General features: G+C 70.5%; 25 protein-coding genes. 18 read left to right on the top strand and 7 right to left on the bottom strand.

Annotation, left to right across the window (positions count from 1 at the left end; genetic code table 11):
* Position 1 precedes the first annotated feature (1 nt).
* Genes ACXIZN_RS21395 through ACXIZN_RS21380 form a run of 4 tightly spaced genes read right to left on the bottom strand, consistent with a single transcriptional unit; the run spans position 2 to position 2,579 of the window.
* A complete protein-coding gene (locus ACXIZN_RS21395; protein WP_457956468.1) occupies positions 2 to 1,351 on the bottom strand; it encodes a HAMP domain-containing sensor histidine kinase in 1,350 nt (449 codons plus the stop codon).
* The gene (locus tag ACXIZN_RS21390; RefSeq protein ID WP_457956467.1) at positions 1,348 to 2,037 is read right to left on the bottom strand and encodes a response regulator; all 690 of its coding nucleotides are present in this window, start codon (positions 2,035 to 2,037) and stop codon (positions 1,348 to 1,350) included. Before ACXIZN_RS21390 ends, ACXIZN_RS21395 begins: the two co-directional genes overlap by 4 nt.
* Before the next feature lie 12 nt (positions 2,038 to 2,049).
* Positions 2,050 to 2,214: a hypothetical protein gene (locus ACXIZN_RS21385; RefSeq protein ID WP_457956466.1), complete on the bottom strand. Its 165-nt coding sequence runs from the start codon at positions 2,212 to 2,214 to the stop codon at positions 2,050 to 2,052.
* Positions 2,211 to 2,579 carry a hypothetical protein gene (locus tag ACXIZN_RS21380; protein ID WP_457956464.1) on the bottom strand — a complete coding sequence of 123 codons (369 nt, stop codon included), beginning with the start codon at positions 2,577 to 2,579 and terminating at the stop codon, positions 2,211 to 2,213. The genes ACXIZN_RS21385 and ACXIZN_RS21380 overlap by 4 nt, the downstream gene beginning before the upstream one ends.
* A gap of 73 nt (positions 2,580 to 2,652) precedes the next feature.
* Here ACXIZN_RS21380 and ACXIZN_RS21375 point away from each other — a divergent pair, with 73 nt between their 5' ends.
* From ACXIZN_RS21375 to ACXIZN_RS21360, 4 genes are read left to right on the top strand one after another with little or no spacing between them, the layout of a single operon-like run.
* Positions 2,653 to 4,443 (top strand): CocE/NonD family hydrolase, encoded by a 1,791-nt coding sequence (locus ACXIZN_RS21375; protein ID WP_457956463.1) that lies wholly within the window; start codon positions 2,653 to 2,655, stop codon positions 4,441 to 4,443.
* A 30-nt stretch (positions 4,444 to 4,473) separates the two neighbouring features.
* On the top strand, positions 4,474 to 4,911 hold the full coding sequence (locus tag ACXIZN_RS21370) for an SRPBCC family protein (protein ID WP_457956462.1): 438 nt from the start codon (positions 4,474 to 4,476) through the stop codon (positions 4,909 to 4,911).
* Positions 4,912 to 4,962: 51 nt separating this feature from the next.
* Positions 4,963 to 5,544 (top strand): TetR/AcrR family transcriptional regulator, encoded by a 582-nt coding sequence (locus ACXIZN_RS21365; protein ID WP_126729949.1) that lies wholly within the window; start codon positions 4,963 to 4,965, stop codon positions 5,542 to 5,544.
* Between the two features lie 35 nt (positions 5,545 to 5,579).
* Positions 5,580 to 5,942 carry a winged helix-turn-helix transcriptional regulator gene (locus tag ACXIZN_RS21360; RefSeq protein WP_126729291.1) on the top strand — a complete coding sequence of 121 codons (363 nt, stop codon included), beginning with the start codon at positions 5,580 to 5,582 and terminating at the stop codon, positions 5,940 to 5,942.
* On the opposite strand, the gene ACXIZN_RS21355 is transcribed toward ACXIZN_RS21360, so the two are convergent.
* Entirely contained in the window at positions 5,927 to 6,544 is a 618-nt protein-coding gene (locus tag ACXIZN_RS21355) for a TetR/AcrR family transcriptional regulator (protein ID WP_126729289.1), read from the bottom strand. The two genes, ACXIZN_RS21360 and ACXIZN_RS21355, sit on opposite strands and share 16 nt — an antisense overlap.
* 55 nt (positions 6,545 to 6,599) lie before the next feature.
* Between ACXIZN_RS21355 and ACXIZN_RS21350 the strand changes: the two genes are divergently transcribed.
* The 5 genes from ACXIZN_RS21350 (at position 6,600) to ACXIZN_RS21330 (ending at position 11,341) form a co-directional block, all read left to right on the top strand.
* Positions 6,600 to 7,142, top strand: coding sequence for a PH domain-containing protein (locus ACXIZN_RS21350; RefSeq protein WP_457956461.1), 543 nt, complete (start codon positions 6,600 to 6,602; stop codon positions 7,140 to 7,142).
* On the top strand, positions 7,139 to 8,644 hold the full coding sequence (locus ACXIZN_RS21345; RefSeq protein WP_457956460.1) for a PH domain-containing protein: 1,506 nt from the start codon (positions 7,139 to 7,141) through the stop codon (positions 8,642 to 8,644). Before ACXIZN_RS21350 ends, ACXIZN_RS21345 begins: the two co-directional genes overlap by 4 nt.
* Positions 8,645 to 8,840: 196 nt before the next feature.
* Entirely contained in the window at positions 8,841 to 9,602 is a 762-nt protein-coding gene (locus tag ACXIZN_RS21340; RefSeq protein ID WP_457956458.1) for an isocitrate lyase/PEP mutase family protein, read from the top strand.
* 10 nt (positions 9,603 to 9,612) lie between these two features.
* Complete coding sequence (locus ACXIZN_RS21335) at positions 9,613 to 10,632, top strand: aminotransferase class V-fold PLP-dependent enzyme (RefSeq protein ID WP_457956456.1); 1,020 nt, start codon at positions 9,613 to 9,615, stop codon at positions 10,630 to 10,632.
* Positions 10,633 to 10,720: 88 nt separating this feature from the next.
* Positions 10,721 to 11,341, top strand: coding sequence for a hypothetical protein (locus tag ACXIZN_RS21330; RefSeq protein WP_457956454.1), 621 nt, complete (start codon positions 10,721 to 10,723; stop codon positions 11,339 to 11,341).
* A 77-nt stretch (positions 11,342 to 11,418) separates the two neighbouring features.
* Here ACXIZN_RS21330 and ACXIZN_RS21325 read toward each other — a convergent pair whose 3' ends face one another.
* A complete protein-coding gene (locus ACXIZN_RS21325; RefSeq protein ID WP_457956453.1) occupies positions 11,419 to 12,348 on the bottom strand; it encodes a ferritin-like domain-containing protein in 930 nt (309 codons plus the stop codon).
* Positions 12,349 to 12,483: 135 nt separating this feature from the next.
* Here ACXIZN_RS21325 and rimP point away from each other — a divergent pair, with 135 nt between their 5' ends.
* The 7 genes from rimP to ACXIZN_RS21290 all read left to right on the top strand — a co-directional run bounded on the left by rimP (position 12,484) and on the right by ACXIZN_RS21290 (position 19,275).
* Positions 12,484 to 13,023, top strand: a complete 540-nt coding sequence (gene rimP / locus ACXIZN_RS21320) for a ribosome maturation factor RimP (protein WP_457956451.1) — start codon at positions 12,484 to 12,486, stop codon at positions 13,021 to 13,023.
* The gene (nusA, locus tag ACXIZN_RS21315) at positions 13,020 to 14,060 is read left to right on the top strand and encodes a transcription termination factor NusA (RefSeq protein WP_126729275.1); all 1,041 of its coding nucleotides are present in this window, start codon (positions 13,020 to 13,022) and stop codon (positions 14,058 to 14,060) included. The genes rimP and nusA overlap by 4 nt, the downstream gene beginning before the upstream one ends.
* A gap of 131 nt (positions 14,061 to 14,191) precedes the next feature.
* The gene (locus ACXIZN_RS21310) at positions 14,192 to 14,386 is read left to right on the top strand and encodes a YlxR family protein (RefSeq protein ID WP_395863464.1); all 195 of its coding nucleotides are present in this window, start codon (positions 14,192 to 14,194) and stop codon (positions 14,384 to 14,386) included.
* Positions 14,387 to 14,531: 145 nt separating this feature from the next.
* Positions 14,532 to 17,555 carry a translation initiation factor IF-2 gene (gene infB / locus ACXIZN_RS21305; RefSeq protein WP_457956449.1) on the top strand — a complete coding sequence of 1,008 codons (3,024 nt, stop codon included), beginning with the start codon at positions 14,532 to 14,534 and terminating at the stop codon, positions 17,553 to 17,555.
* A gap of 73 nt (positions 17,556 to 17,628) precedes the next feature.
* Positions 17,629 to 17,922: a DUF503 domain-containing protein gene (locus ACXIZN_RS21300; protein WP_457956448.1), complete on the top strand. Its 294-nt coding sequence runs from the start codon at positions 17,629 to 17,631 to the stop codon at positions 17,920 to 17,922.
* A gap of 29 nt (positions 17,923 to 17,951) precedes the next feature.
* A complete protein-coding gene (gene rbfA, locus ACXIZN_RS21295; RefSeq protein WP_126737747.1) occupies positions 17,952 to 18,428 on the top strand; it encodes a 30S ribosome-binding factor RbfA in 477 nt (158 codons plus the stop codon).
* Between the two features lies 1 nt (position 18,429).
* On the top strand, positions 18,430 to 19,275 hold the full coding sequence (locus tag ACXIZN_RS21290; RefSeq protein WP_457956446.1) for an alpha/beta hydrolase: 846 nt from the start codon (positions 18,430 to 18,432) through the stop codon (positions 19,273 to 19,275).
* A gap of 413 nt (positions 19,276 to 19,688) precedes the next feature.
* On the opposite strand, the gene ACXIZN_RS21285 is transcribed toward ACXIZN_RS21290, so the two are convergent.
* Positions 19,689 to 20,732, bottom strand: a complete 1,044-nt coding sequence (locus ACXIZN_RS21285; RefSeq protein WP_457956445.1) for a TRM11 family SAM-dependent methyltransferase — start codon at positions 20,730 to 20,732, stop codon at positions 19,689 to 19,691.
* A 40-nt stretch (positions 20,733 to 20,772) separates the two neighbouring features.
* Between ACXIZN_RS21285 and ACXIZN_RS21280 the strand changes: the two genes are divergently transcribed.
* The gene (locus tag ACXIZN_RS21280) at positions 20,773 to 21,771 is read left to right on the top strand and encodes a DHH family phosphoesterase (protein ID WP_457960570.1); all 999 of its coding nucleotides are present in this window, start codon (positions 20,773 to 20,775) and stop codon (positions 21,769 to 21,771) included.
* A 58-nt stretch (positions 21,772 to 21,829) separates the two neighbouring features.
* Positions 21,830 to 23,005, top strand: a complete 1,176-nt coding sequence (locus ACXIZN_RS21275; protein WP_457956444.1) for a preprotein translocase subunit SecY — start codon at positions 21,830 to 21,832, stop codon at positions 23,003 to 23,005.
* Positions 23,006 to 23,011 lie beyond the last annotated feature (6 nt).

Below are 23,011 nucleotides of genomic sequence, written 5' to 3'. Positions count from 1 at the left end.
TTCACCCTAACCGCAGAGCCACGGTGAACGCGGCCCCGCCTTCGGGCGCCGGGCCCGCCGTCAGCGTCCCGCCCATGCGCGTGACCAAGCCGTGCGCCAGCGCGAGCCCGATACCCGAACCGACCGGACGGCTGTCGCGATACCGCCGGTTCAGCACCCCGCGCTCGAACGCGACCGGGTAGTCCTCCGGCGCCAGGCCGGGCCCGCCGTCCCGCACCGCCAGCCGGGCCTGCCCGTCGGTCGCCAACAGGGAGAACACGATCGGCGCGCCAGCCGGGGTCACGCGCAGGGCGTTCTCGGCCAGTCCGTCGACGACCTGGCGGAGCCGCCGCGGATCGGCGACGACCGGCACCTCGCCTGCCGGCCGCTCCACCAGCAGCGTGACGTCCTGCCGCGCGCAGCGCAGCCGCCAGACGTCCGCGCATTCGTCGACCAGCGCCGCGAGATCGAGGCGCGCCGGGTCGAGGCGGAACTCGTCCGCACCGAGCCGTGCCAGCTCCAACAGGTCGCTGACCAGGCGTTCCAGCCGTTCCGCCTCGCGATGGATGGTCTGTCCGGCGCGGCGCGCGTCCTCGCCTTCGGCCACGCCGTCACCGATCGCCTCGGCGAATCCGGTGACGGCGGTCAGCGGCGTCCGCAGTTCGTGCGACACCGAAAGCAGGAACTCGCGCTGCCGCGCCTCGCTGTACCGCAGGGCGTCGGCCAGTTCGTTGATCGATTTCGCCACGTCCGCGACCTCGGACGGCCCTTCGACCGGAACACGCAGGTCACGACGCCCGGCCCGCATCCCGTTCGCCACCGACGCGGCCCGGCGCAGCGGCCGCGACAGCATCCGGCTCAGCAGCAGCCCCGCGATCGCGGCGACCGCCAGCCCGGCGCCGAGCGCGAGCACCGTGTTGCGCACCAGCGTCCTGCCGCGCGCCTCGCCGATCTCCGCCGGCTGGACCAGCGCGAACGCGGCACCTCTCTCGCCCACCGCCCGGACTTCGACGAGGTATTGCCGCCCTTCGACGACCACCGTGCCCGAGCGGGAGAATCCCGCTTTGGTGGCGGCGATGGCCGCGACCGTCCCGTCGCCGTCGATCGTCCCGTTCGGGCGGCGGACGACGACGTCGATCCCTTGCCCTCGAACGACTTCCGCGGCCTTCCCGACGCGGAGCCGGTTGCCGATGCCGGTCTCGTCGAGCTGGCTCGCGACCACGTCGGCCTGCGCCGAAAGCGACTGCCGGAGCACGTCGCTGCCGGTGGTGCGGATGAGCCGGGCCGCGACCAGCCCGGCGACCACCACCGCGACCGCGGCGACCGCGAGGCACACCACGGTGATCCGCAGCGCGAGCGAGGTCCGGTTCATCCGGCGTCCGCCGCGTAGCCGATCCCTCGGACCGTCCTGATAGGACTGTGCTCGCCCAGTTTCCCGCGTAGCTGGGCGATGTGGACGTCGACGGTCCGCGTGCCCGCCGACGCCGCGTAACCCCAGACGGAACTGAGCAGCTGCTCGCGGCTGAACACCTGACCGGGCCGCCGCACCAGATGGGTGAGCAGCTCGAACTCCGTCGACGTCAGCGCGATCTCGGTGTCTTCGGCCCAGACGCGGCGCTGGGTGACATCGACGCGGACGCCGCCCGCCGTGTAGGTCTCGGCGGGTGAAGGCGTTCCGGCGGCGCGGCGCAGCACGGTCCGGACCCTCGCCGAGAGTTCACGCGGGCTGAACGGTTTCGTCAGGTAGTCGTCGGCGCCGATCTCCAGGCCCAGCAAGCGGTCCAGTTCGTCGTCGCGCGCGGTCACGAACAGCACCGGCGTCCAGTCGCCGTCCGCGCGCAGCGCCCGGCAGATCTCCATACCGTCCATTCCGGACAGTCCGATGTCGAGCACGATCGCCACCGGGCGCAGCCGCCGGATCGTGGCCAGTGCCGCGCCGCCGTCCGCCTCCACGTGCACGCCGAACCCGTCCCGCCGCAGGTACAGCGAAGCGAGTTCGGCGATCGCGGGGTCGTCCTCGACGACCAGTACCAGCCCGCGTCCCGGTTGTGTCGTCACCGGCCGATCCTGTCACGGGGCGGGGTCGCCTGCCATGTCCTGCTCGATCGAGTCGAGGGTCTGCTGGACGTCGCACAGCTGACCCGGCGCCGGGCTCGAAGCGGGTTCTTCGTCGGAACACCCGGCCGCGCCGAACAGCGCGAGCGCGGCCAAGCCGGCGGCCACGAGCCGTTTCACTTGCCCGCCTTGCAGTGCGCGTTCGCGAACGCGTCGAGCTTCTGCTTCGCCGTGGTGAGCTCGGGCAGCCTGGCGTTGCGCTTGTCGGCGCGCTTCTGCAGCCTGTCCGCGGCGTCGTTGTGGCCCTTCTTGCGCTGGCCCTCGGCCCTGGCCTTGAGATTCGCCACCGAACCGCGGACCTCGGGGCCGCCGTTGACGCGTTCGGTGAGGTTGGTGGTGCGCTGGGTGAGCTTCGGCAGCCATTCGGCGCACAGCGTCTGGGATTCTTCAGGGCTGAGGGTGATCGGTGCCTGGGCCGACGCGGCGGGGGCGAGAGCGACGAGTCCGGCCGCGACGAGTCCGGCGGCGAGGATGTGTTTCAGCATGCGAAGAGCGTCGCGCGGCCGGATACGAGGAATGTCGGGGAAATGTTCGGGTTTTGTAAGCGATACTCGGACGATGGGGCTCAAGACCTTGACCGCCACCGTGGTGGCGACATTGCTGCTGACCGCCGCACCCGCCGTCGCGTCACCCGCGTTCGTCCTGCGCGACGGCGTCAGCGAGCCGGTGTTCTCCTACGAGAAGGCCATCCGGGAGACCGCCTGGGTGGAGACCGGCCAGGACCTCGACCGCGACGGGCGGACCGACCGGATCGCCGCCGACATCATCCGCCCGGCGGAACCGGCCGCGCGCGGGCAGCGCGTTCCGGTGATCATGGACGTCAGCCCGTACTTCGAGAAGGTCGGGCGCGGCAACGAGCGCCAGCCGAAGACGTACCTCCCCGACGGCACGCCGTCGCAGTTTCCCCTGTTCTACGACAACTACTTCGTCCCGCGCGGGTACGCGGTCGTGCTGGTCGACGTCGGGGGCACCAATCGCTCGTCCGGGTGCTTCGACGACGTCGCGTCCGGCAACGGCGTCGTGAACTGGCTCAACGGCCGCGCCCAGGCTTTCCGCACGCCGTTCGGGCCCGAGCGCGTGCGGGCGGAGTGGGCGAACGGATCGGTCGGCGCGATCGGGAAGTCGCAGGACGGGGCGACGGCGATCGGGATGGCCGCGTCCGGGATCGAAGGCCTGAAGACCATCGTGCCGATCGCCGGGGTCAGCTCGTATTACGAGGTCCACAACTCGCACGGCGCCTATTTCGGCTGGGCGGGCGGCCCGGGTTTCTACAACGAGCGCGCCGGGAAGCTGTGCCGTCCGTTCGAAGAGGACAACGCTCGGCGCGCGGGGACGGACGGGAACTTCAACGACTACTGGCGCGGGCTCGACTACGTCGCGAAGACCGGCAAGGTGCGTGCGAGCGTTTTCGCGTCGATGGGTTTCCACGATCTCAACGTCAACCCGATCCAGTTCGGGCCGTGGTGGGAGGCGCTCAACGCATACGGCGTGCCGCGCAAGGCCTGGCTGCACCAGGCGGCGCACGTCGACCCGTTCGACCTCGACCGGTCGCTGTTCGTGAAGACCCTGCACCGCTGGTTCGACCGCTGGCTGCTCGGCGCCCGCAACGGCGTCGAGACCGAACCCGCGATCCGGATCGAGCACACTCCCGATCGCTGGACCGACGAGCGCCGCTGGCCGCCCGCCACCCAGCAGCGCGTGTTGTGGCCCACGGAGAACGGACTGGGGAATCGCCCGTCGCCAGGCACGGCCTCGGTGACCGACGATCCGGCGCGAGGGGCGTCGCAGTGGGTGGAGAACCCGTCGGAGACCAGCCCGGATCGGCTCGTTTTCGCAGGTGAACCCGTGCGGACGGACACCCGTGTCGCCGGGACCGCCACCGTCACGGTGACCGCGCGCTCGGACAAACCCGCCGCGCGGATCGGCGCGGTGCTGGTCGACTACGGCCCCGCGACCGCGCGGAACACGAAATTCCCCGCGCTGGGCACCAAGGACCTGACGACCCGCTCCTGCTGGGGCGCGGGCACCGCCGCGGACACCGGCTGCTTCCTCGACACCGTCGCCGACCTGACCACTGTGGACAAACAGATCGTGGCGACCGGCTGGGCGGACCTCGGCCACCATCGCTCGCTGTGGCGCGGCGAACCGCTCGTGCCCGGCAAGGCGTACACGATGACGTTCCGGCTGAGCAGCCTCGACCACGTCGTCCCGGCGGGACACCGGCTGGCGCTCGTCCTGGGCGGGACCGACGGGGACATGTTCGACCCGGCGCTGCCCGCGCTCGGCTCCCGGGTGACGTTCGAGCTGGACGGGACTTCGCTCTCGGTCCCCGTCTCCGGCCGCGTTTAGTCCTCTGAAGGCGAGAGATAAGGAGCACGTATGGCGAAGATCCAGCGCATTTCCGTCCACGGCCACACGAGTGCGAGCCCCGAAGCCGTCTACGCCCTCCTCGTGGACCGCGAGCACTGGCCGGACTGGTCACCCCTGGGCTCGTTCCGCCTGCTTCGGAAGGGGGACGAGAACGGCCTCGGCGCCGTCGGCGTCTTCAGCACCAACGGCGTCCACAGCTGCGAAGAGGTCATCGCGCTCCAACCCGGCAAGCGCTTCGGCTACGCCCTGAAGAAGGGGCTCCCGCTGCGCGACTACCGCGCCTACGTCGATCTCACCCCCGAGCGGAACGGCACCGAGATCCACTGGCATTCCACGTTCACCGCCAAGATCCCGGGCACCGGCTGGTTCCATCGCCGGTTCCTCGGCCACTTCATCGGGCGCATGGTCGAGAGCCTCGTGGCGCGTGCCTCGCGCGCCGCACCATAAAGTAGGCGCATGGCAGCCCCACGACGCACCCAGGAGGAACGCAGCGCCGCGATGCGCGTCAGGCTGCTCGACGCCACGATCGACTGTCTCGTCGAATACGGCTACGCGGGCACCACGACCACCCGCGTCGCGGATCGCGCCGGGGTGACCCGCGGCGCGCAGGTGCACCATTTCCCGACCAAGACCGACCTTGTCACCTCCGCGATCCGGCATCTCGCGGCCAAACGCACCGAGGTCGCGATGGCGGAGATCGACCGGCTCAAGGCGTCGGCCGATCCGGTCGGGGACGCGTTGCAGCTGCTGTGGGAGATGCACCAGGGGCCGGTCTTCTCGGCGACCGTCGAGCTGTGGGTGGCGTCGCGGACCGACGCGGAACTGCGCGCCCAGATGGCCGTGGTCGAGCCGATCGCGACGAGCAGCCTGGTCGAGTTCGGCAAGGCGCTGCTGCCGGATCATTCGGCGCATCCGGAGTTCCTGCACGCGGTGTACACGGCGATGGACGTCGTCCGCGGCATCCTCATCGCGAGCTGGGCGACCCGCGACCAGACCGAGCTGGAGGCGCGCTGGGAACGCGGCCGCCGCCATCTGATCCTGCTGTTCGAGGCGCTGATGCAGCCCACCCCCTCTCGCTAGGCGTGTTACTCTCCCGGGGAGAGTGAGGAGGTCACGTGCTCGGAGACCCGTACGACCCCGACTGCCCCACCCGCGCGCTGCTCGACCGCATCGGCGATCAGTGGACCGTGCTGATCGTCGGCGTGCTCGGTGACGGCCCGCTCCGGTTCACCGAGATCGGCAAACGCGTGCGCGGCATCTCGCAGAAGGTCCTCACCCAGACGCTGCGCAGCCTCGTCCGGGACGGCATCCTGACGCGCACCGCCTACCCGGAGATCCCTCCGCACGTCGAGTACGAGCTGACCGCGCTCGGCCGCAACCTCGCCGAACCGCTCGAGATGCTCGACAAATGGGCTCGCGTCCACATGGGCGAAGTGCTCGACGCGCGCAAGAACTACGACGGTCAGCTCACCGCCTGACCGAACAGCCGGTCGAGGTGGTAGTCCACAGTGGACAGAGCCTCGTCCGGAGTGCGGTGTTTCATCACGATGTTGGTGCCCTGCGAATCGGCGACCGCCCAGAGGATCGCGGACTCGTGCATCGGATCGGCCGACTTGTCGACATCGCCCGCTTCCTGTCCCTGCCGGATCAGGAGGGCGAACAGCTCGAACAGCTGGGGGACGCCGTCGGTGAACGCGGCCGCGAACGACGGATCGGAGATCGCGCGGATGAAGAACGCGACCCCCATCAGCCAATCGCCGCGGCGCCGTTCGTCGAGCGGCAGGATCTCGACCATGATCGCGCGGATGATGGCCTTCGGCGTCGACGGCAGTTCGCCGGCCTCCAGCTGGGCCTTGATGCGCTCTTCGTAGACCTGCGAGCGGCGTTCGACGGCGAACAGCAGCATCTCGTCCTTGGTCTTGAAGTAGTGCTGCACCAAGCCCATCGACATACCCGCTTCGGCGGCGACGTGCCGGAGGCTGACTCCTTCGAGGCCCCGCTCGGCCGTCAGCCTCGTCAGCGCCTCGGCGATCTCCGCGCGTCGCGCCGCGTGATCCACCTGCTTCGGCACCCTCACCATCCGTTCCGCTGTTTGCCATGCGATCGCATTGCCACTACTGTCCGACGCTATTACGATGCGATCGCATTGTAAACATTCGTCGGGGGTGATTTCGGTGGAAGCCGAACGGGGGAAAGTGCGGCTGAGGCCGCCGCGGAACGCGCTGGATCAGCGGGTCGTGGGCTGGTGGCGGCTGCAGGGAACGCTCATCTGGGGCGCGCCGGTGCTGGTACTGGTGGTGCTCGGGCTGCTCATCACGCCCGCGCGGTTCTGGCTGCTGACACCGGCGGCGGTGTTCGCGGTACTGGGCCTGGTCTGGGTGATCGCGATGCCGCTGTGGTGGTTCAAGGTGCATCGCTGGGAGGTCACGGAGACGGCGGTGTACGCGCGTTCCGGGTTCTTCTGGCAGGAGTGGCGCGTCGCGCCGATGTCGCGGATCCAGACCGTGGACACCCTGCGCGGCCCGCTGCAGCAGGTGTTCAAGCTCGCGACCGTCACGGTCACCACGGCGTCGGCGCGGGGCGCGGTCAAGATCCGAGGGCTCGACCACGAACTGGCCGCGAGCCTGGCGGAGCAGCTCACCGAGACGACGCAGGCGACGCCGGGGGACGCGACATGACCTCGGGCGAGTTCGAGGGCTGGAGCACACTCGACAAGCGGACGCTCGCCGTCACCGCGGTGATGATGACCGGCGCGGCCGTCGGTGCCGCGATCCCGACCACGGCCGCGATCGTGGGCGGCGGCGCGAGGTTCTGGGTCGCGCTCGCCTGGGTCGCCGCGGGCGGGGTGGTGCTCGTCGCCGGCGGTGTGCTGGCGGACCTCTTCTACTGGAAGGGCGTGCGGTACCGGGTCACGCCGGACCGGCTGGAGACGGCGTTCACGCTGGTGTTCCGCTCGCGGAAATCCCTGCAGCGCGAACGGATCCGCAACGTCGACCTGACGGCCAACCCGCTGCACCGGCTGTTCGGTGTCGCGGTGGTGACCATCGGCACCGGGTCGCACGAATCGGGCGGGCAGGGCCGGATCAAGCTCAACCCCGTCTCGCGCGCCGAGGCCGAGCGGCTGCGCGCGGACCTGTTGCGCCGCGCGGAAATCGCGGAGACCGACGACGACGCGCCGCTCGCCGAACTCGACCGGAGCTGGATCCGCTACGCGCCGATGTCGTTCCTGACACCGACACTGGGCCTCGCGGCAGGCGGTGGCCTCATGCAGATCTCCGAATGGGCGGGCCTGCAGAAAGGCCTGATCGACTGGGTGATCGGCCTGTTCCGCGGGATCCCGCTGGTGGTGGCGATCCTGATCCTGCTGGCGATCGCGATGCTCGTCGGCCTGGTCGGCGCGCTGGGCCTGTGGATCGAGATGTGGTGGAACTACCGGCTCGACCGCGAATCCGGCGGCACGCTGCGGGTGCGCCGCGGCCTGTTCACCACGCGCTCTATCTCGATCGAGGAACGCCGGATGCGCGGCGTCGACCTCGTCGAGCCGCTCGGGAACCGGATCTCCGGCGCGGCGCGGGTCGACGCGATCGCCACCGGCATGCGGCAGAGCGACGACAAGGACAAGACCGACTACCACACGCTTCTGCCCGCCGCGCCCGTCGCGACGGCCAACCGGGTCGCCGCCGCGGTCCTGCGCGAACCCGTTTCGCCGACCGAAGCCGTCCGGCTCACCGGGCACCCCCGCGCCGCGCGGGGACGGCTGCTGCGCTGGTGGGTCGGTTCGGTGGTGGTCCTGCTGGCGATCTTCGCGCTCCTCGGTTTCCTGCTGACCGACGTCCTGCTGGTGATCGGCGCCGCGCTCGGTGTCGTGCTGCTGCCGGTGTCGGTGCTGCTGGCGCTGGACGCCTACCGCAACCTCGGGCACGGGATCACCGGGCGGTACCTCGTCGGGCGGCACGGGACCGTGCGGCGGAGCACGTTCGCGCTGGAACGCGAAGGCGTGATCGGCTGGACGGTGAAACAGTCGATCTTCCAGCGGCGCAAGGGATTGCTGACCGTCGTGGCGACCACGGCCGCCGGTGCCGGGGCGTACTCGGTGTACGACGCGGGGGAGGAGCAGGGGCTCCTGTTCGCGGAGGAGTCCGTGCCGGATCTGCTGACGCCCTTCCTGGAACGCGCCTGACGCTTCTTGGTGGGCGACCGACGTTGCGAAAGCCACTTTCGGAACGTCGGCGGGGTCGGGCCGCCGGTCAGATGTTGCCGGGCGTCGCGAAAGCCACTTTCGAGACACCAGATGTCCCGAAAGTGGCTTTCGCGACATGCGCACCCGGGGTGACGCTTCGGCCGTCACCGAAGCGTCCACTCGCTACCGTCGTGACATGACCGCATTCGCCGCGCTGCACGTTCCCGGTTCCCCGCTGCTCCTGCCGAACGTCTGGGACTTCGGCACCGCCGCCTTCCTTGCCGCACAAGGCTTCCCGGCGCTCGGCACGACCAGCCTCGGGGTCTCGGCCGCCGACGGCGAGCCGGACGGCGCCCCGTCCTCGAAGGACGCCACCGTCCGGCTGGCGCGGCGCCTCACCGGGCTGGACGCGCTGATCAGCGTCGACCTCGCCGACGGGTTCAGCGAAGACCCGGGCGAGGTCGGCGCGCTGGCGGCGGAACTCGCCGAAGCCGGTGTCGCGGGCATCAACCTCGAAGACGCGCTCGGCGATCCTGTGCGGCACGCGGCCAAGATCGCGGCGGCGAAGGAGCGCGCTCCCGGCCTTTTCGTCAACGCGCGGACGGACACGCATTGGCTGGGGGAGCCGGACATCGGCACCGCGATCGGCCGCTGTCTGTCCTATGTGGACGCGGGCGCCGACGGGGTGTTCGTGCCGGGGCTCGCCGCGCCCGCGGACGTCGAGCGGCTGGTGGAGGCCGTCGGGGTGCCGGTGAACCTGCTGTTCCTGCCTGGCAAGGTCACCGTCGACGGCCTGGCCGGGCTCGGCGTCGCGCGGGTCAGCCTCGGTTCGCTGCCGTACCGGATGGCACTGGCCGCCACGCTGCGCACGGTGGAGGCCGTTCGCGACGGCGGCGAGCTCCCGCTGACCCCGCCGTCGTACGCCGACGTCACCGCCCTGCTCCCGGAATCTCATTAATCTCGGGAGCATGCAGACCTTCGGAGCCGAATTCGCCGTCCCGCCCGGTTATCTGAACACGCCCAGTATCGGCATCCCGCCGTCGCACGTGGCCGACGCCGTGGCGGACGCGGTCGAGCGATGGCGCCGCGGTGAGGCCCGTCCGACGGACTTCGACGAGCCCGTCGCGCGGACCAGGGCGGGATTCGGCGCCTTGATCGGGGTCCCGGCGGAACGGGTCGCGGTCGGGGCGTCGGTCTCGCAGCTGATCGCGAACGTGGCCGCGGGTCTGCCCGACGGCGTCGGCGTGCTGGTCGCCGCGAACGACTTCACGAGCGTCACCTTCCCCTTCGCGGCTCAGGCGCACCGCGGGGTGAAGGTCACCGAAGTCCCGCTGGCCGAGCTGGCCGCCCGCGTCGAGGGGCACGACCTCGTCGCGGTCAGCGTCGTCCAGTCGGCCGACGGTGCCCAGGTCGACCTGGAGGCGCTCCGGGCCGCGGCCGAGGCGGCGGGTGCCGCGGTCCTGCTCGACGCCACCCAAGCCGCCGGCTGGCAGCCGCTGGACCTCGGCTGGGCCGACTGGGTGGTCGCCGCCGGCTACAAATGGCTGCTCGCGCCGCGCGGGGCGGCGTGGCTCGCCGCGCATCCGCGGGTGCTGGAGCGGGCCGTGCCGGTCGCCGCGAACTGGTACGCGGGGGAGGACCGCTGGCAGACCGTCTACGGACTCCCGCTGCGGCTCGCCGAGGGCACCCGCTCGCTCGACCTGTCCCCGGCCTGGCTCGCGTTCGTCGGCGCCGCGGCGTCGCTGGACTACCTCGCGTCCTTGGACCTCGCCGCCGTCCGCGCGCACTGCGTGGGGCTCGCCGACTCACTCCTCGGAGCGCTCGGCTCACCCGGTCAGGGGAGTGCGATCGTCTCGCTCGACGCCGACGCCCACCGGGTGCGGGAAGCGGGCATCGTGGCCGGTACCCGGGCTGGAAGGCAGCGGTTCGGCTTTCACCTCTACAACACGGCCGACGACGTGGAACGAGTGATAAGCACGTTCAGGTGAACCGCCGGAGCGGCGTGAACTACCGTATGTTCCCGTGGTTGGTGCGCAATTTACCCCGGGACCGACGGAAACGGCCCGGCTTCAGCCGGTGCGACCGGCAGGACCGGGCGGGCCGCCGCCCGCGCCGAATCCGCCGAGGGACACCAAGAGCCTGGCGCTGAAGGGCGCCGGACTGGTCGCCATCGCGGTCGTGTCCGCCCTGCTCTGGTGGCTCATCCGGCACGAGCCGGAGGTGACCCCGGTCGCGGACCCGCCCTCGAAGAGCGGCCAGTTCCAGTACACGCTGGTCGAAGGACCGCAGGTCACCACCGACTGCGCGAGCAAGGCCTACGGCGACACCAAGAAGTTCTTCACCGACACGCCGTGCACACGCCTTTCGCGGGCGCTGTACACGACCGAGACCGGCGGGAAGAAGGCACTGGTCTCGGTCGTCCTGGTCACCATGCCCGGCGAGGTCACCGCGACCCAGCTCAAGGCGCTGACCGACAAGGACGGCACAGGCAACGTGTCCGACCTGGTGCGCGACGGGACCTTCAAGGACCAGGGCGCCCCGAAGATCTCCGGGCAGGACGCGGCCTACGACTCCCACGTCACCGGGCCGGAGGTGGCCATCGTGCTGGCCGGTTTCTACAACAAGCAGACCGACAAGCCGCTGATCGAACGGATCGCGACCGACGCTCTGCGGCTGTCGGGCGACCTGCGCCGCTGACCCCGTGAGCCGAAAGGGCCTTCACCGCATCTCACGCGGTGAAGGGCCCTTTCGTCGCACACATGCGGGGAAAGCGTCTACGCCGACTGGCCCGGCATCGCGATCGCCACCGGCTTCGCGCCGAACTCCGCCCGCCACGCCGTGCCCCGCCGCGCCGACCCGATCAGGGCGTTCAGCGCCATCGTCCGCAAGGCCGCGTCGTCCGTCCGGTCGATCACGCCGAGCCAGGCCGAGGTCGCGTCCGCCTCGGCGGTCGCCACGAGTTCCATGGCCGAGTTCGCGTCGGTCACCGGCCTCGGCGGCACGTACGCGGCCTCCGGGCCGGTGGGGGTCTGACCCGCCGCGGAAAGCATCCGTTCGCAGACGTCCCGTCGCTTGACGTGCTCGGCCGTGCCGCGGGACACCGCGCCGGTGAACGCCGCGGGCAGGTACGCGCTGACCAGCCCGTACACCCAGATCGCCGCGTGCTCGGCGGCCAGCGCCTGCTGCACGGCTTCCGCGCTCTCCCCGGCGAGCCGGACCCCGGCGGGCACTTCGACCGGTCCGGCGTCGTCGCCGCGGCCGAGCTTCTCCGAACTCTGCTGCAGCGCCGCGCAGCCCGCGGCGATCGAGGCGACCATCCCGGCGCGGTAGCGGGGCAGTGAGGGCACGAGGCCCTCGGCCTGCTTGCGGGCCGTGGCGAGCCGCTCCTTGAGCCCGTCCAGCGACGAGGGCGGCGGTATCGCCGCCGGACCCGGCTGCTCCGGCTTCGGCCGGTTGAGCCGGTCCACCTCGGTCTTGAGCGCCGCCGCGTGCGCGGCCCGCGCGGTGGCGACCGCTTCGCCCTCGGCGCCCAGCGCCTTCGCGCCGGCCGCGTCGTTCTCCGCCGCGCGCAGCAGGGGACCCAGCGGGTCGGGGCTTTCGTCGAAGCCGGGGGAGCAGGCGGACGCCAGCGGCACGGCCAGCGCGGCCAGCGCTCCCATCCGCAGGAAAGTGCGACGGCTCGGCTCTGTCGATCTTCCGGTCACGCCGCCCCATCCTGCCAGTACCCCGCGCGGGGCCGCCGCTCGCGCGTCACGCGGGGGTGACCGGATAAGCTGGTCCACTACCGAACCCGGATCCACGCCGCCGGGTCGCCCACAGCCGAACAGGAGCGCTCCACCGTGCCCAACGACCTCGCCAGCAGGCTGGAGCCCATCGTGGCCGAAGCCGTCAAGGCCGCGGGTTTCGACCTCGATTCCTTCGAGGTCCAGCAGGCAGGCCGCCGCCAGCTGGTCAAGGTCGTCGTCGACGGGGACGACGGCGTCGGGCTGGACGAGGTGGCGAGCGTCAGCCGCGCCGTCTCCGCCGCGCTCGACGAGAACGAGCACGTGATCGCGAGCGCGTACACGCTCGAGGTCACGTCGCCGGGTCTCGACCGGCCGCTCACCCTGCAGCGGCACTGGCGGCGCGCGAAGTTCCGCCTCGTCAAGATCACCCCGGCCGAAGGCGCGGCGTTCATCGGCCGCGTGGGGCACGCGGGGGAGAAATCCGCGCGGGTGCTCGTGGACGGCGAGATCCGGGACGTCACCTACGCCTCGGTGACCAAGGCGGTCATCGAGATCGAGTTCAAGCAACCACCTGCCGAGGACCTGAAACTGTTGGAAAACGATGCGTCGGCCCTGAACGCCGCCACCACGGAGCCGAAGGAGGAGCCGAAGTGAACGTCGACATCGCCGCGCTGCGCGCGATCGAACGGGACAAGGACATCCCCTTCGAGACGGTGATCGAAGCGATCGAAACCGCGCTCCTCACCGCGTACAAGCACACCGAGGGCCACCAGCCGCACGCCAGGATCGACATCGACCGCAAGAGCGGGCTGGTCCGCGTCCTCGCGCACACCCTCACCCCGGACGGCCAGACCGACGAGGAGTGGGACGACACCCCCGAGGGCTTCGGCCGGATCGCGGCGACCACCGCGCGGCAGGTCATCCTCCAGCGGCTGCGCGACGCCGAGCACGAGAAGACCTTCGGCGAGTTCTCCGCCAAGGAGAACGAGATCGTCGCCGGGGTGGTGCAGCGCGACGCCAGGGCCAACGCCCGCGGCATGGTCGTCATCCAGGTCGGCGACATCGAAGGCGTGCTGCCCGCGATCGAGCAGGTGCCCGGCGAGACCTACGAACACGGCGACCGGATCAAGGCCTACGTCGTGACCGTCTCGCGCGGCAACCGCGGCCCGCAGATCACGCTGTCCCGTTCGCACCCGAAGCTGGTGCACAAGCTGTTCGCCCTCGAGGTCCCCGAGATCGCCGACGGCACGGTCGAGATCGCCGCCGTCGCGCGGGAGCCGGGACACCGGACCAAGATCGCGGTCCGCTCGACGGTCCCCGGCGTCAACGCCAAGGGCGCTTGCATCGGCCCGGTCGGCGCGCGCGTGCGCAACGTGATGAGCGAGCTGGCCGGCGAGAAGATCGACATCATCGACTTCTCCGAGGACCCGGCGAAGTTCGTCGGGAATGCGCTGTCGCCCGCGAAGGTTGTTTCAGTACGGGTCGTCGACGAGAAGGCCAAGACCGCTCGCGTCGTCGTCCCGGACTACCAGCTTTCGCTCGCGATCGGCAAGGAAGGGCAGAACGCCCGCCTCGCCGCCCGGCTCACCGGCTGGCGTATCGACATCCGCAGTGACGCCGCCCCTGAGCAGGGTGACGAAGCACACGCCGGGCAGGCGCGGCCCGCCGCGGCAACCGGTTCGGCTGAGTGAAGGTCGAAGCGCTAGACTTACGAGTGGTTCAGAGCCCGCGGCCGGGAACCGACCTCCAGCATGACCGGGAAACTCCGGTCCGCACGTGTGTGGGTTGCCGTAAGCGGGCCTTGATCGGCGAGTTGCTGCGAGTGGTCGCGGCGGACGGGCGGCTGATCGTCGACGAACGTCGGCGGTTGCCGGGCCGGGGTGCCTGGTTGCACCCCGTGCCGGACTGTCTGGCCAAGGCCGAGCGGCGCAGGGCGTTCCCCCGGGCACTACGTGTTCCAGGGTCGCTCGACGCCCAGGGTGTCCACGAACGCCTGGAGCGGCACGCCGAAGGCTAAAGGGCGCCGGGACATCCCCGGTGCCGGATGGAATCAGGAAGCAGGTCGACCCGTCATGAGTCAGCCGTGAAGCTGAATCAATGAACGCGCGACAATAGGACGAGGTCTGCGGGTCTGCCGCCGGCCTCCCCAGATGAGGAGAGCTGTGCCAGGCAAGGCCCGAGTACATGAGCTCGCGAAAGAGCTCGGCATCACCAGCAAGGAAGTTCTCGCCAAGTTGAAGGAACAGGGCGAGTTCGTGAAGTCCGCGTCGTCCACCGTCGAGGCGCCGGTCGCCCGTCGTCTCCGTGACGCGTATCCGTCCAAGGACGGCAAGAAGAAGCCGGTTCCGACCCCCGGCCCCCGTCCTTCACCCGCGCCGCCCGCGAAGCCCGCTGCCCCGGCTCCGGCCGCGAAGCCCGCTCAGCCCGCGCCCGCGGCGAAGTCCGAGGCCCCGGCCGCCCCCGCGGCGTCCGCTCCGGCAGCGTCGGAGAAGCCGGCCCCGGCCCAGCAGCCGTCCCGGCCCGCCACCCCGGGTGTCCGCCCGGGTCCGCGCCCCGGCCCCCGGCCGCCGGCGCCCAAGGAAGAGGTCGCTCCGGCGGCGAAGGCCGCTCCGGCCGAGCCGAAGAAGGAGACCCCGGCTGCACCCACCACCCCGCCGGCGTCCCAGACGCCGTCGCAGGGTTCGGTCGTGCCGCCGAAGCCGCAGGGGCCCAAGCCCGGCGGCCCGAAGCCCGGCCCGCGCACCCCGCGTGTCGGCAACAACCCGTTCGGCGTGGGTTCCGGTGCCCCGGCCCCGCGCCCGTCCGCCCCGCGTCCCGGTGGCGGCAACCAGCAGGGCGGCGACAACCGTCCGCCGCGTCCCGGTGGCGGGCAGGGCGGCGACCGTCCGGCCCCGCGTCCCGGTGGCGGCGCTCCCGGTGGTAACCGGCCCAGCCCGGGCAACATGCCCCCGCGCCCGAACCCCGGCATGATGCCGGGCCGCCCGGCCCGTCCGGCCGGTGGTCCCGGTGGCGGCCGTGGTGGCCCCGGCGGCGGAGCCCGTGGTGGCCCCGGCGGCGGCGCTCGTGGCGGTCCCGGTGGCGGCGGCGGAGGTTTCCGCGGCGGTCCCGGTGGCGGCGGCGGTGGCGGTTTCCGTCCCGGCGGTGGCGGTGGCGGCGGTTTCCGTCCCGGTGGCGGTGGCCCCGGTGGCGGCGGCGGTGCCCCGGCCGGTGGCGGCGGTTTCCGTGGCGGCGGCGGTCGTGGCGGTCCCGGTGGCCGTGGCGGTACCGCGGGTGCCTTCGGGCGTCCCGGTGGCCCCTCACGCAAGGGCCGCAAGTCGAAGCGGCAGAAGCGCCAGGAGTACATGGACAACATGCAGGCGCCCAGCGTCGGTGGTGTCCGTCTGCCCAAGGGGCAGGGCGAGACGATCCGCCTGCCGCGTGGTGCCTCGCTGACCGACTTCGCCGAGAAGATCGACGCCAACCCGGCTTCGCTGGTGCAGGTGCTGTTCCACCTCGGTGAGATGGTCACCGCGACGCAGTCGGTGTCCGACGACATCCTGGAACTGCTCGGCGGCGAAATGAACTACAACGTTCAGGTCGTCAGTCCCGAGGAAGAGGACCGGGAGCTGCTCGAGACCTTCGACATCACCTACGGCGAAGACGCGGGTGAGGAAGAGGATCTGCAGGTCCGTCCGCCGGTCGTGACCATCATGGGTCACGTCGACCACGGTAAGACCCGCCTGCTCGACACGATCCGCAAGACGAAGGTGCGCGAAGGTGAAGCCGGTGGCATCACCCAGCACATCGGCGCCTACCAGATCGAGACCGAGCTCGAGGGCAACCCGCGTCTGATCACCTTCATCGACACCCCGGGTCACGAGGCGTTCACCGCCATGCGTGCCCGTGGTGCCAACTCGACCGACATCGCGGTGATCGTGGTGGCGGCCGACGACGGTGTGATGCCGCAGACGGTCGAGGCGATCAACCACGCGCAGGCCGCCAAGGCGCCGATCGTGGTCGCGATCAACAAGATCGACAAGGAAGGCGCGAACCCGGACAAGATCCGGCAGCAGCTGACCGAGTACGGCCTGGTCGCCGAGGAGTACGGCGGCGACACGATGTTCGTCGAGATCTCCGCGCGGCAGAACATCAACATCGACGGCCTGCTCGAGGCGATCCTGCTGACCGCCGACGCCGCGCTGGACCTCCGGGCCAACCCGGACATGGAGGCCCAGGGTGTCGCGATCGAGGCCCACCTCGACCGCGGCCGCGGTCCGGTGGCCACGGTGCTGGTCCAGCGAGGCACGCTGCGCGTCGGTGACTCGGTCGTGGCGGGTGACGCCTACGGCCGCGTCCGCCGGATGGTCGACGAGCACAACGTCGACGTCACGGAGGCGTACCCGTCGCGTCCCGTCCAGGTCATCGGGTTCACCTCGGTGCCGGGCGCGGGCGACACCTTCCTGGTGGTCGACGAGGACCGCGTCGCCCGGCAGATCGCCGAGCGCCGCTCCGCCCGGACGCGCAACGCCCTCAACGCGTCGCGCCGCAAGCGGGTCAGCCTCGAGGACCTCGACTCCGCCTTGAAGGAGACGAACAGCCTCAACCTGATCATCAAGGGTGACAACTCCGGTACCGTCGAGGCGCTCGAAGCCTCGCTGGTGCAGCTCGAGGTCGGCGACGACGTCGAACTCAACGTCGTGCACCGCGGTGTCGGTGGCGTCACCGAGTCCGACATCGACCTGGCGACCGCGTCCGACGCGATCGTCCTGGGCTTCAACGTCCGTGCGCAGGGCAAGGCGACCGAGCGGGCCACCCGCGAAGGCGTCGACGTCCGGTACTACACGGTCATCTACCAGGCGATCGAGGAGATCGAGCAGGCTCTGAAGGGCATGCTCAAGCCGGAGTACGAAGAGGTCGAGCTCGGCAAGGCGGAGATCCGCGACGTCTTCAAGTCGTCGAAGATCGGCACCATCGCCGGTTGTCTCGTCGTCTCGGGCGAGATCCGCCGCAACGCGCGTGCCCGCCTGCTCCGCGACGCGACCGTCATCGCCGAGAACCTGCCGATCAGCTCGCTGCGGCGGTTCAAGGACGACGTGGTCGAGGTCCGCGACGGATTCGAGTGTGGTCTGACGCTGGGGTCGTACAGCGACCTCAAGGTCGGCGACATCATCGAGACCTACGAGCAGCGCGAAAAGCCGCGTGCGTAAGTGACAAAGCGGCGCTCTCCCGCATCTGGGCGGGGGAGCGCCGCTTCACCTTCGAAACAACCCAGAACCCCACATGTTCGTAGGAGCTCTTGAGCTCGACATCCTGCTGGGCGACGTCCACTCGCTCAAGCAGAAGCGATCCGTGATCAAACCGGTGCTGGCCGAGGTGCGCAGGCGTTTCGACGTCTCCGTCGCCGAAGCAGGCCATCAAGACCTGCACCGGCGCGCGCTGATCGGTGTGGCCGTGGTCGCGGCGAGTGGCGAGCACGTTCGTGACGTGCTCGACTCGTGTGAGCGCCTCGTGGCCGGGAGGCCGGAGTTCGAACTGCTCTCCACCCACCGCCGGCTGCTCGGCCCGGACGACTAGCAGAAGACCTTTCGAGGAGACGAAATCCCATGGCCGACCCCGCTCGGGCTCGTAAGCTCGCCAAGCGGATCTCACAGATCGTCGCGCACGCGATCGAGCACGACATCAAGGATCCGCGGCTGAACCACGTGACGATCACCGACACGAAGATCACGGCGGATCTGCACGACGCCACGGTCTACTACACGGTGCTCGGCGAGAACCTGGAGTCCACGCCCGACCACGCCGGTGCCGCGGCGGCGCTCGAGTCCGCCCGCGGTGTCCTGCGCACGAAGGTCGGCCAGGGGACGGGTGTCCGCTACACCCCGACGCTGGCCTTCGTGGCCGACAGCATTCCCGAGGACGCCAAGCGCATCGAAGACCTCCTCGCGAAGGCCAGGGAGGCCGACGCGGAGGTCGCCCGGCGGGCGACCGGGGCGCAGCACGCCGGTGAACCCGACCCGTACAAGCCGCCGCGGGAAGAGGCCGAAGACGATGAGTTCGCCGACGAGGAGACCCGTCGCTGAGATGGTGGACCACGCCGTGAGCCGGCGTGGCCTGCTGCTGGGGGCCGCGGCTCTCGGCGGCTCGGCGCTGCTTTCCGCTTGCGGTGCCGAGAAACCGCCCCTGGTGGGGCCGCCTCCGGTGGCCCCACCGAGCACCCCGACGCCGCTCACCGAAGCGGTCACGGTGCAGAAGATGCGGTCCGCGGCGCGGAACCGCGACGTCAACCTCGTCATCATCGCGCCGGACGGGGTGTCACGGGTCGGGATGCCGGTCTGTGTCGCCCTGCACGGGCGCGGCGCCGACGCGCGGACGTTCCTGGACCTCGGCGTGCAGGACGCGCTGAACCAGGCCGTCGCGGCCGGGCGGCCCGGGTTCGCGGTGGCCGCCGTCGACGGGGACAACTACTGGGTGGACGTCGGCAAGGGCGACGATCCGCAGCGGATGCTGTCCGACGAACTGCCCGGCTGGCTCGCCCAGCGTCAGTTGCGGCCGCCGTCGGCGATGTTCGGGATCTCGATGGGCGGGTTCGGCGCGCTGCGCTACGCCCGTGACCACAAGGACCTCAAGGCCGTCGCCGTCGCCAGCGCGGCGTTGTTCGTGAGCTGGCCCGATGCCAAGTCCCGCAAGGTCTTCGCGGATCGCGCGCAATGGGAATCGCATGAGCCGCTGCTGCACACCGGCGACCTTTCCGCCGGATCGACCGGCGTGTGGTGCGGGAACTCGGATCCCTTCGCCGGCGCCGACCGCAAGCTCATCAAAGCGCTGAACCCCGCCGTCGCGAAGATGACCGCCGGCGCGCACAACGACGACTACTGGCGCGAGATCATGCCGGACGTGCTGAAGTTCGTGGGGGAACGCATCGTCTGACCCCGCGTTTCGTCCTCTGGATGCGGTAGTGCGCGATGCCGACTACCGCATCCAGAGGACGAAATGCGTGAGGCGCGAGGGTGACCTTCCGGCGCCAGTGTCGCGAAAGCCACTTTCGGGACACCAGACGTCGCGAAAGTGGCTTTCGCGANAGTTCGTGGGGGAACGCATCGTCTGACCCCGCGTTTCGTCCTCTGGATGCGGTAGTGCGCGATGCCGACTACCGCATCCAGAGGACGAAATGCGTGAGGCGCGAGGGTGACCTTCCGGCGCCAGTGTCGCGAAAGCCACTTTCGGGACACCAGACGTCGCGAAAGTGGCTTTCGCGACATGCTCACCGGGGCCATTCGCGCCAAGCCCCGGACATAGTGCGCGATGCCGACTACCGCATTCAGAGGACGAAACGCCTGGAGTCAGGCGGGTTTCGCGGCGACGATCAGGTCCCGCACGATCGCCTGGTCCACCCGGTGCGCGAATTCCGCGAACGGCCCGTCCTCGCGGACCACCAAACCCGCCTTGTCCAGGATCGCGGCGAGTTCCTCGCGGGGCGCGACGTTGGTGTTCCAGGAGATGCCGAGCGCGCCGCCGAGCCGCAGCACCCGTGTCCACACGGGAACGGCGGCCGCGAGCAGGTCGCGCGGGCTGCGCGCGAGCGACGCGTCCTGGGTGCGGTGGCTGCCGTGCTGCACGCCGTACGGGGCGTCGGTGACGATGAGGTCCACCGAGTTCGGCCGCAGCAGTTCGTCGGTGGTGAGCGTGTCGCAGTTGAGGTAGCTCAGCTTGCGGACGTCACCGGCCTTGTACCGCTCCTTGGTGATCCCGAAACCGATGTCGAGCCGCCTGCCGAGGCGGACCTTGTTGCGGCGCACCTGGCCGGATTCGGCGCTGTGCTTGATCCGCTTCTGCTTCAGCCAGGTCTTGATGAACAGCTCGTAGGAATCGAAATCCTTGCCGTCGACGTCGAGGCCGGTGGCGTCGAAGCCGTACATCATCGCCTGGTTCAGCGTGGTGCCGCGGCCGCAGAGCGGATCGAGCAGGTGCAGCGGTTCGTCCAGCATCGCCGCCGGGTTGGCCGTCGACATCAGGGTGACGTTGACGAGGAGCTTGGTGAACAGCTCGTTCGTCTTGCCAGGGTACTTCTGGATGGTCAGCAGATCCGAGTCGAAGTTCGCGAGCGGGTTGATCGTCACCGGCTTCAGGACGCCGTCGCCGAGTTCGAACAGCGCGTACAACGCGGAAAGGTTCGAAAGGAGCGCGAGATCGCGTTCGCTCAGCGGGGCGGGCGTGGTGAAGGTGAGGTAGCCGACGCCGCCGAGTTCCGTCTCGCCGATCTCGGAGACCTCGGTCTCCAAAGCGGACAGACCGAACACCGCCAGCTCCGCCCGCAGCAGGGCCGGAGTGGAGTCGGTGTAGACCCGGTTGGCGGACGGGTAGACCAGGATCGCGTACTCGGACATCCGGTAGAGCGTAGCTTGACTGATTGTGACAACCACTCCAGTGCCGAACCTGAAGGAAGCCGCCGTCCTGCTGGCACGCGCGAACGACGTGACCCTGCTCGGCCATGTCCGCCCGGACGCCGACGCGCTCGGCAGCGCGCTGGCGCTGGGCCGGGCGCTCCAGCTGCGCGGCGGCGTGAAGGTCCGTGTCTCGGTCGGCGAGCCCGAGGAGATGCCCGAAACCCTGCGGAGCCTGGACGCGGGCGGGCTCTTCGTCCCCGCGAGCGAGCTGCCGGAGAGTGAACAGCTCCTGGTCGCACTGGACACGCCCACCCCGGGCAGGCTCGGGAAGCTCGCGCCGCGAGTGGACGCCGTCCGCGCGGCGGGCGGTGACGTCCTGGTGATCGACCACCACGCGTCCAACGTCTTCTACGGCACGCATCACGTCGTCGACGACACCGCCGAAGCCACCGCCGTCCTCGTCTTCGCGTTGCTGGAGGAACTCGGCACCGAGATCGACGAGCCGATCGCGCGTTGCCTGTACGCGGGGCTCGTCACCGACACGAGCGGGTTCCGCCGGGCCCGTCCGTCGACCCATCTGATGGCCGCGAAGCTGCTGGAAGCCGGAGTCGACCCGGACAAGGTGGTCCGCGAGATCGTCGACGATCACCCGTTCGCGTGGTTGCCGATGCTGTCGGACGTCCTCGCGGGTGCCCGGCTCGAACCGGACGAGGCACGCGGTTTCGGCCTCGCCCACGCCGTCGTTACCCTCGACGCCGCGCGATCCGTGCGCGCCGAGGAGGTCGAGGCGGTCATCGACGTCGTCCGGTCCACTCGCGAGGCCGGGGTCGCCGTGGTGCTCAAGGAGGCCGAACCGACGGGGCCGCGGCAGCGATGGACGGTCTCGCTTCGCTCGGCGGGTGGCGTCGACGTCTCGGCGGCCGCGGGGGAGCTGGGCGGCGGCGGGCATCGCCAGGCGGCCGGGTGCACCGCGGAAGGCACGGCGGACGAGGTGCTCGGCAAGCTGCGAGAGGCCCTGTCGAGGGCGCCGCTGCTGTGATCCGCTGACGAGCGGTGTCATCGTAATTTCATCGGTCGTTCCTAACGTGATCCCCACGATGAACGACCGAGACCCCCTCCGCCGCCGGATCCTGGTCACCCTGGGCGTGATCGCGCTGTTCCGGCTGGGCCAGAGCCTGCCCACCCCGCATGTGACCGTCCGCGCGCCGGAAGCCGATCACCCGGTGCGCTGGATCCTCGACCTGCTCACCGGCGGCGGCCTGGCCACCCTGCCGGTGTTCGCGTTCGGCGTCCTGCCCTGTCTGGCCGCCCCTCGACTCCTGCGAGGACTGATCGCCCTGATCCCGCGGCTGGCCGCGCTCCGGGCCGAAGGCGAGGCTGGCGCCCGGGTACTGAAGCGGTACCAGCGGCGGCTCACCGTCGCGCTCGGTCTTCTGGGCGCCGCCGGGGCGCTCGTGTTCCGCGGCCAGAGCGTCCTCGACGGACACGGGGCCATCGCCGTCGTGTGCCTGACCGCGGGAACCGCGGTGGTCCTCCGGCTGACCGAGGTGATCACCGACCGGGGATTCGGCGACGGCGTCCGTATCCTGCTGCTCGCACAGGTCCTGGCGGTGCTGCCGCCGGAGTTCCTGCGCCTGTACGAAAGGACGGGCTGGGCCGCGATCGCGGTGACGATCGTGGTGACGCTGTCGATCACGGTGCTCACGATCGTCCTCGCGCAGGGACAGCGCCGTGTTCCGGTGCAGTACGCCAAGCGGATGATCGGCAGGCGCGCTTTCGGCGGGACGCCGGCCTACGTTCCCTTCCGGTTCCCGCAAGCCAACAGTCCGGCCGTTCTCGCCGCGGTGCTGCTGTCGGTGCCGGCGTTTTTCTTCGGCCTGGGAAATCACTGGTGGATCGCGGGCTACTTCGTCCTCGTCTGCCTCTTCGCCTTCGCGAGGGCGGCCGTGCGGCAGGACATGGACAAGGTGGCGGGCGAACTGGTGCGGGTGGGCGGTTTCGTCCCCGGGATCCGGCCGGGCAACCCGACCGCCCAATACCTCGACCACGTGAGCCGCCGGATCATCGCCTTCGGCGCCCTCTGCTCGGGAGTGGTCGCGTTGATCCCGGCCGCCGGCCTGGCCCTGCTGGACGAGAGCCCGATGCCGCTCGTCGCCGGGGTGACCTTGCAGGTGGTCCTCGTCTTCCTCGTCAGTGTCTCGCTCGACACCACGCGGCAGGTCGAATCGCTGCGCCAGCAACGCCGCTACGCACCGTTCCTCCGCGCACCGTGACCGGCT

Source organism: Amycolatopsis sp. TRM77291 (assembly GCF_054166285.1).
Note: the sequence above shows the minus strand (reverse complement) of the source record. Positions and strands in the feature narration are given on the sequence as shown.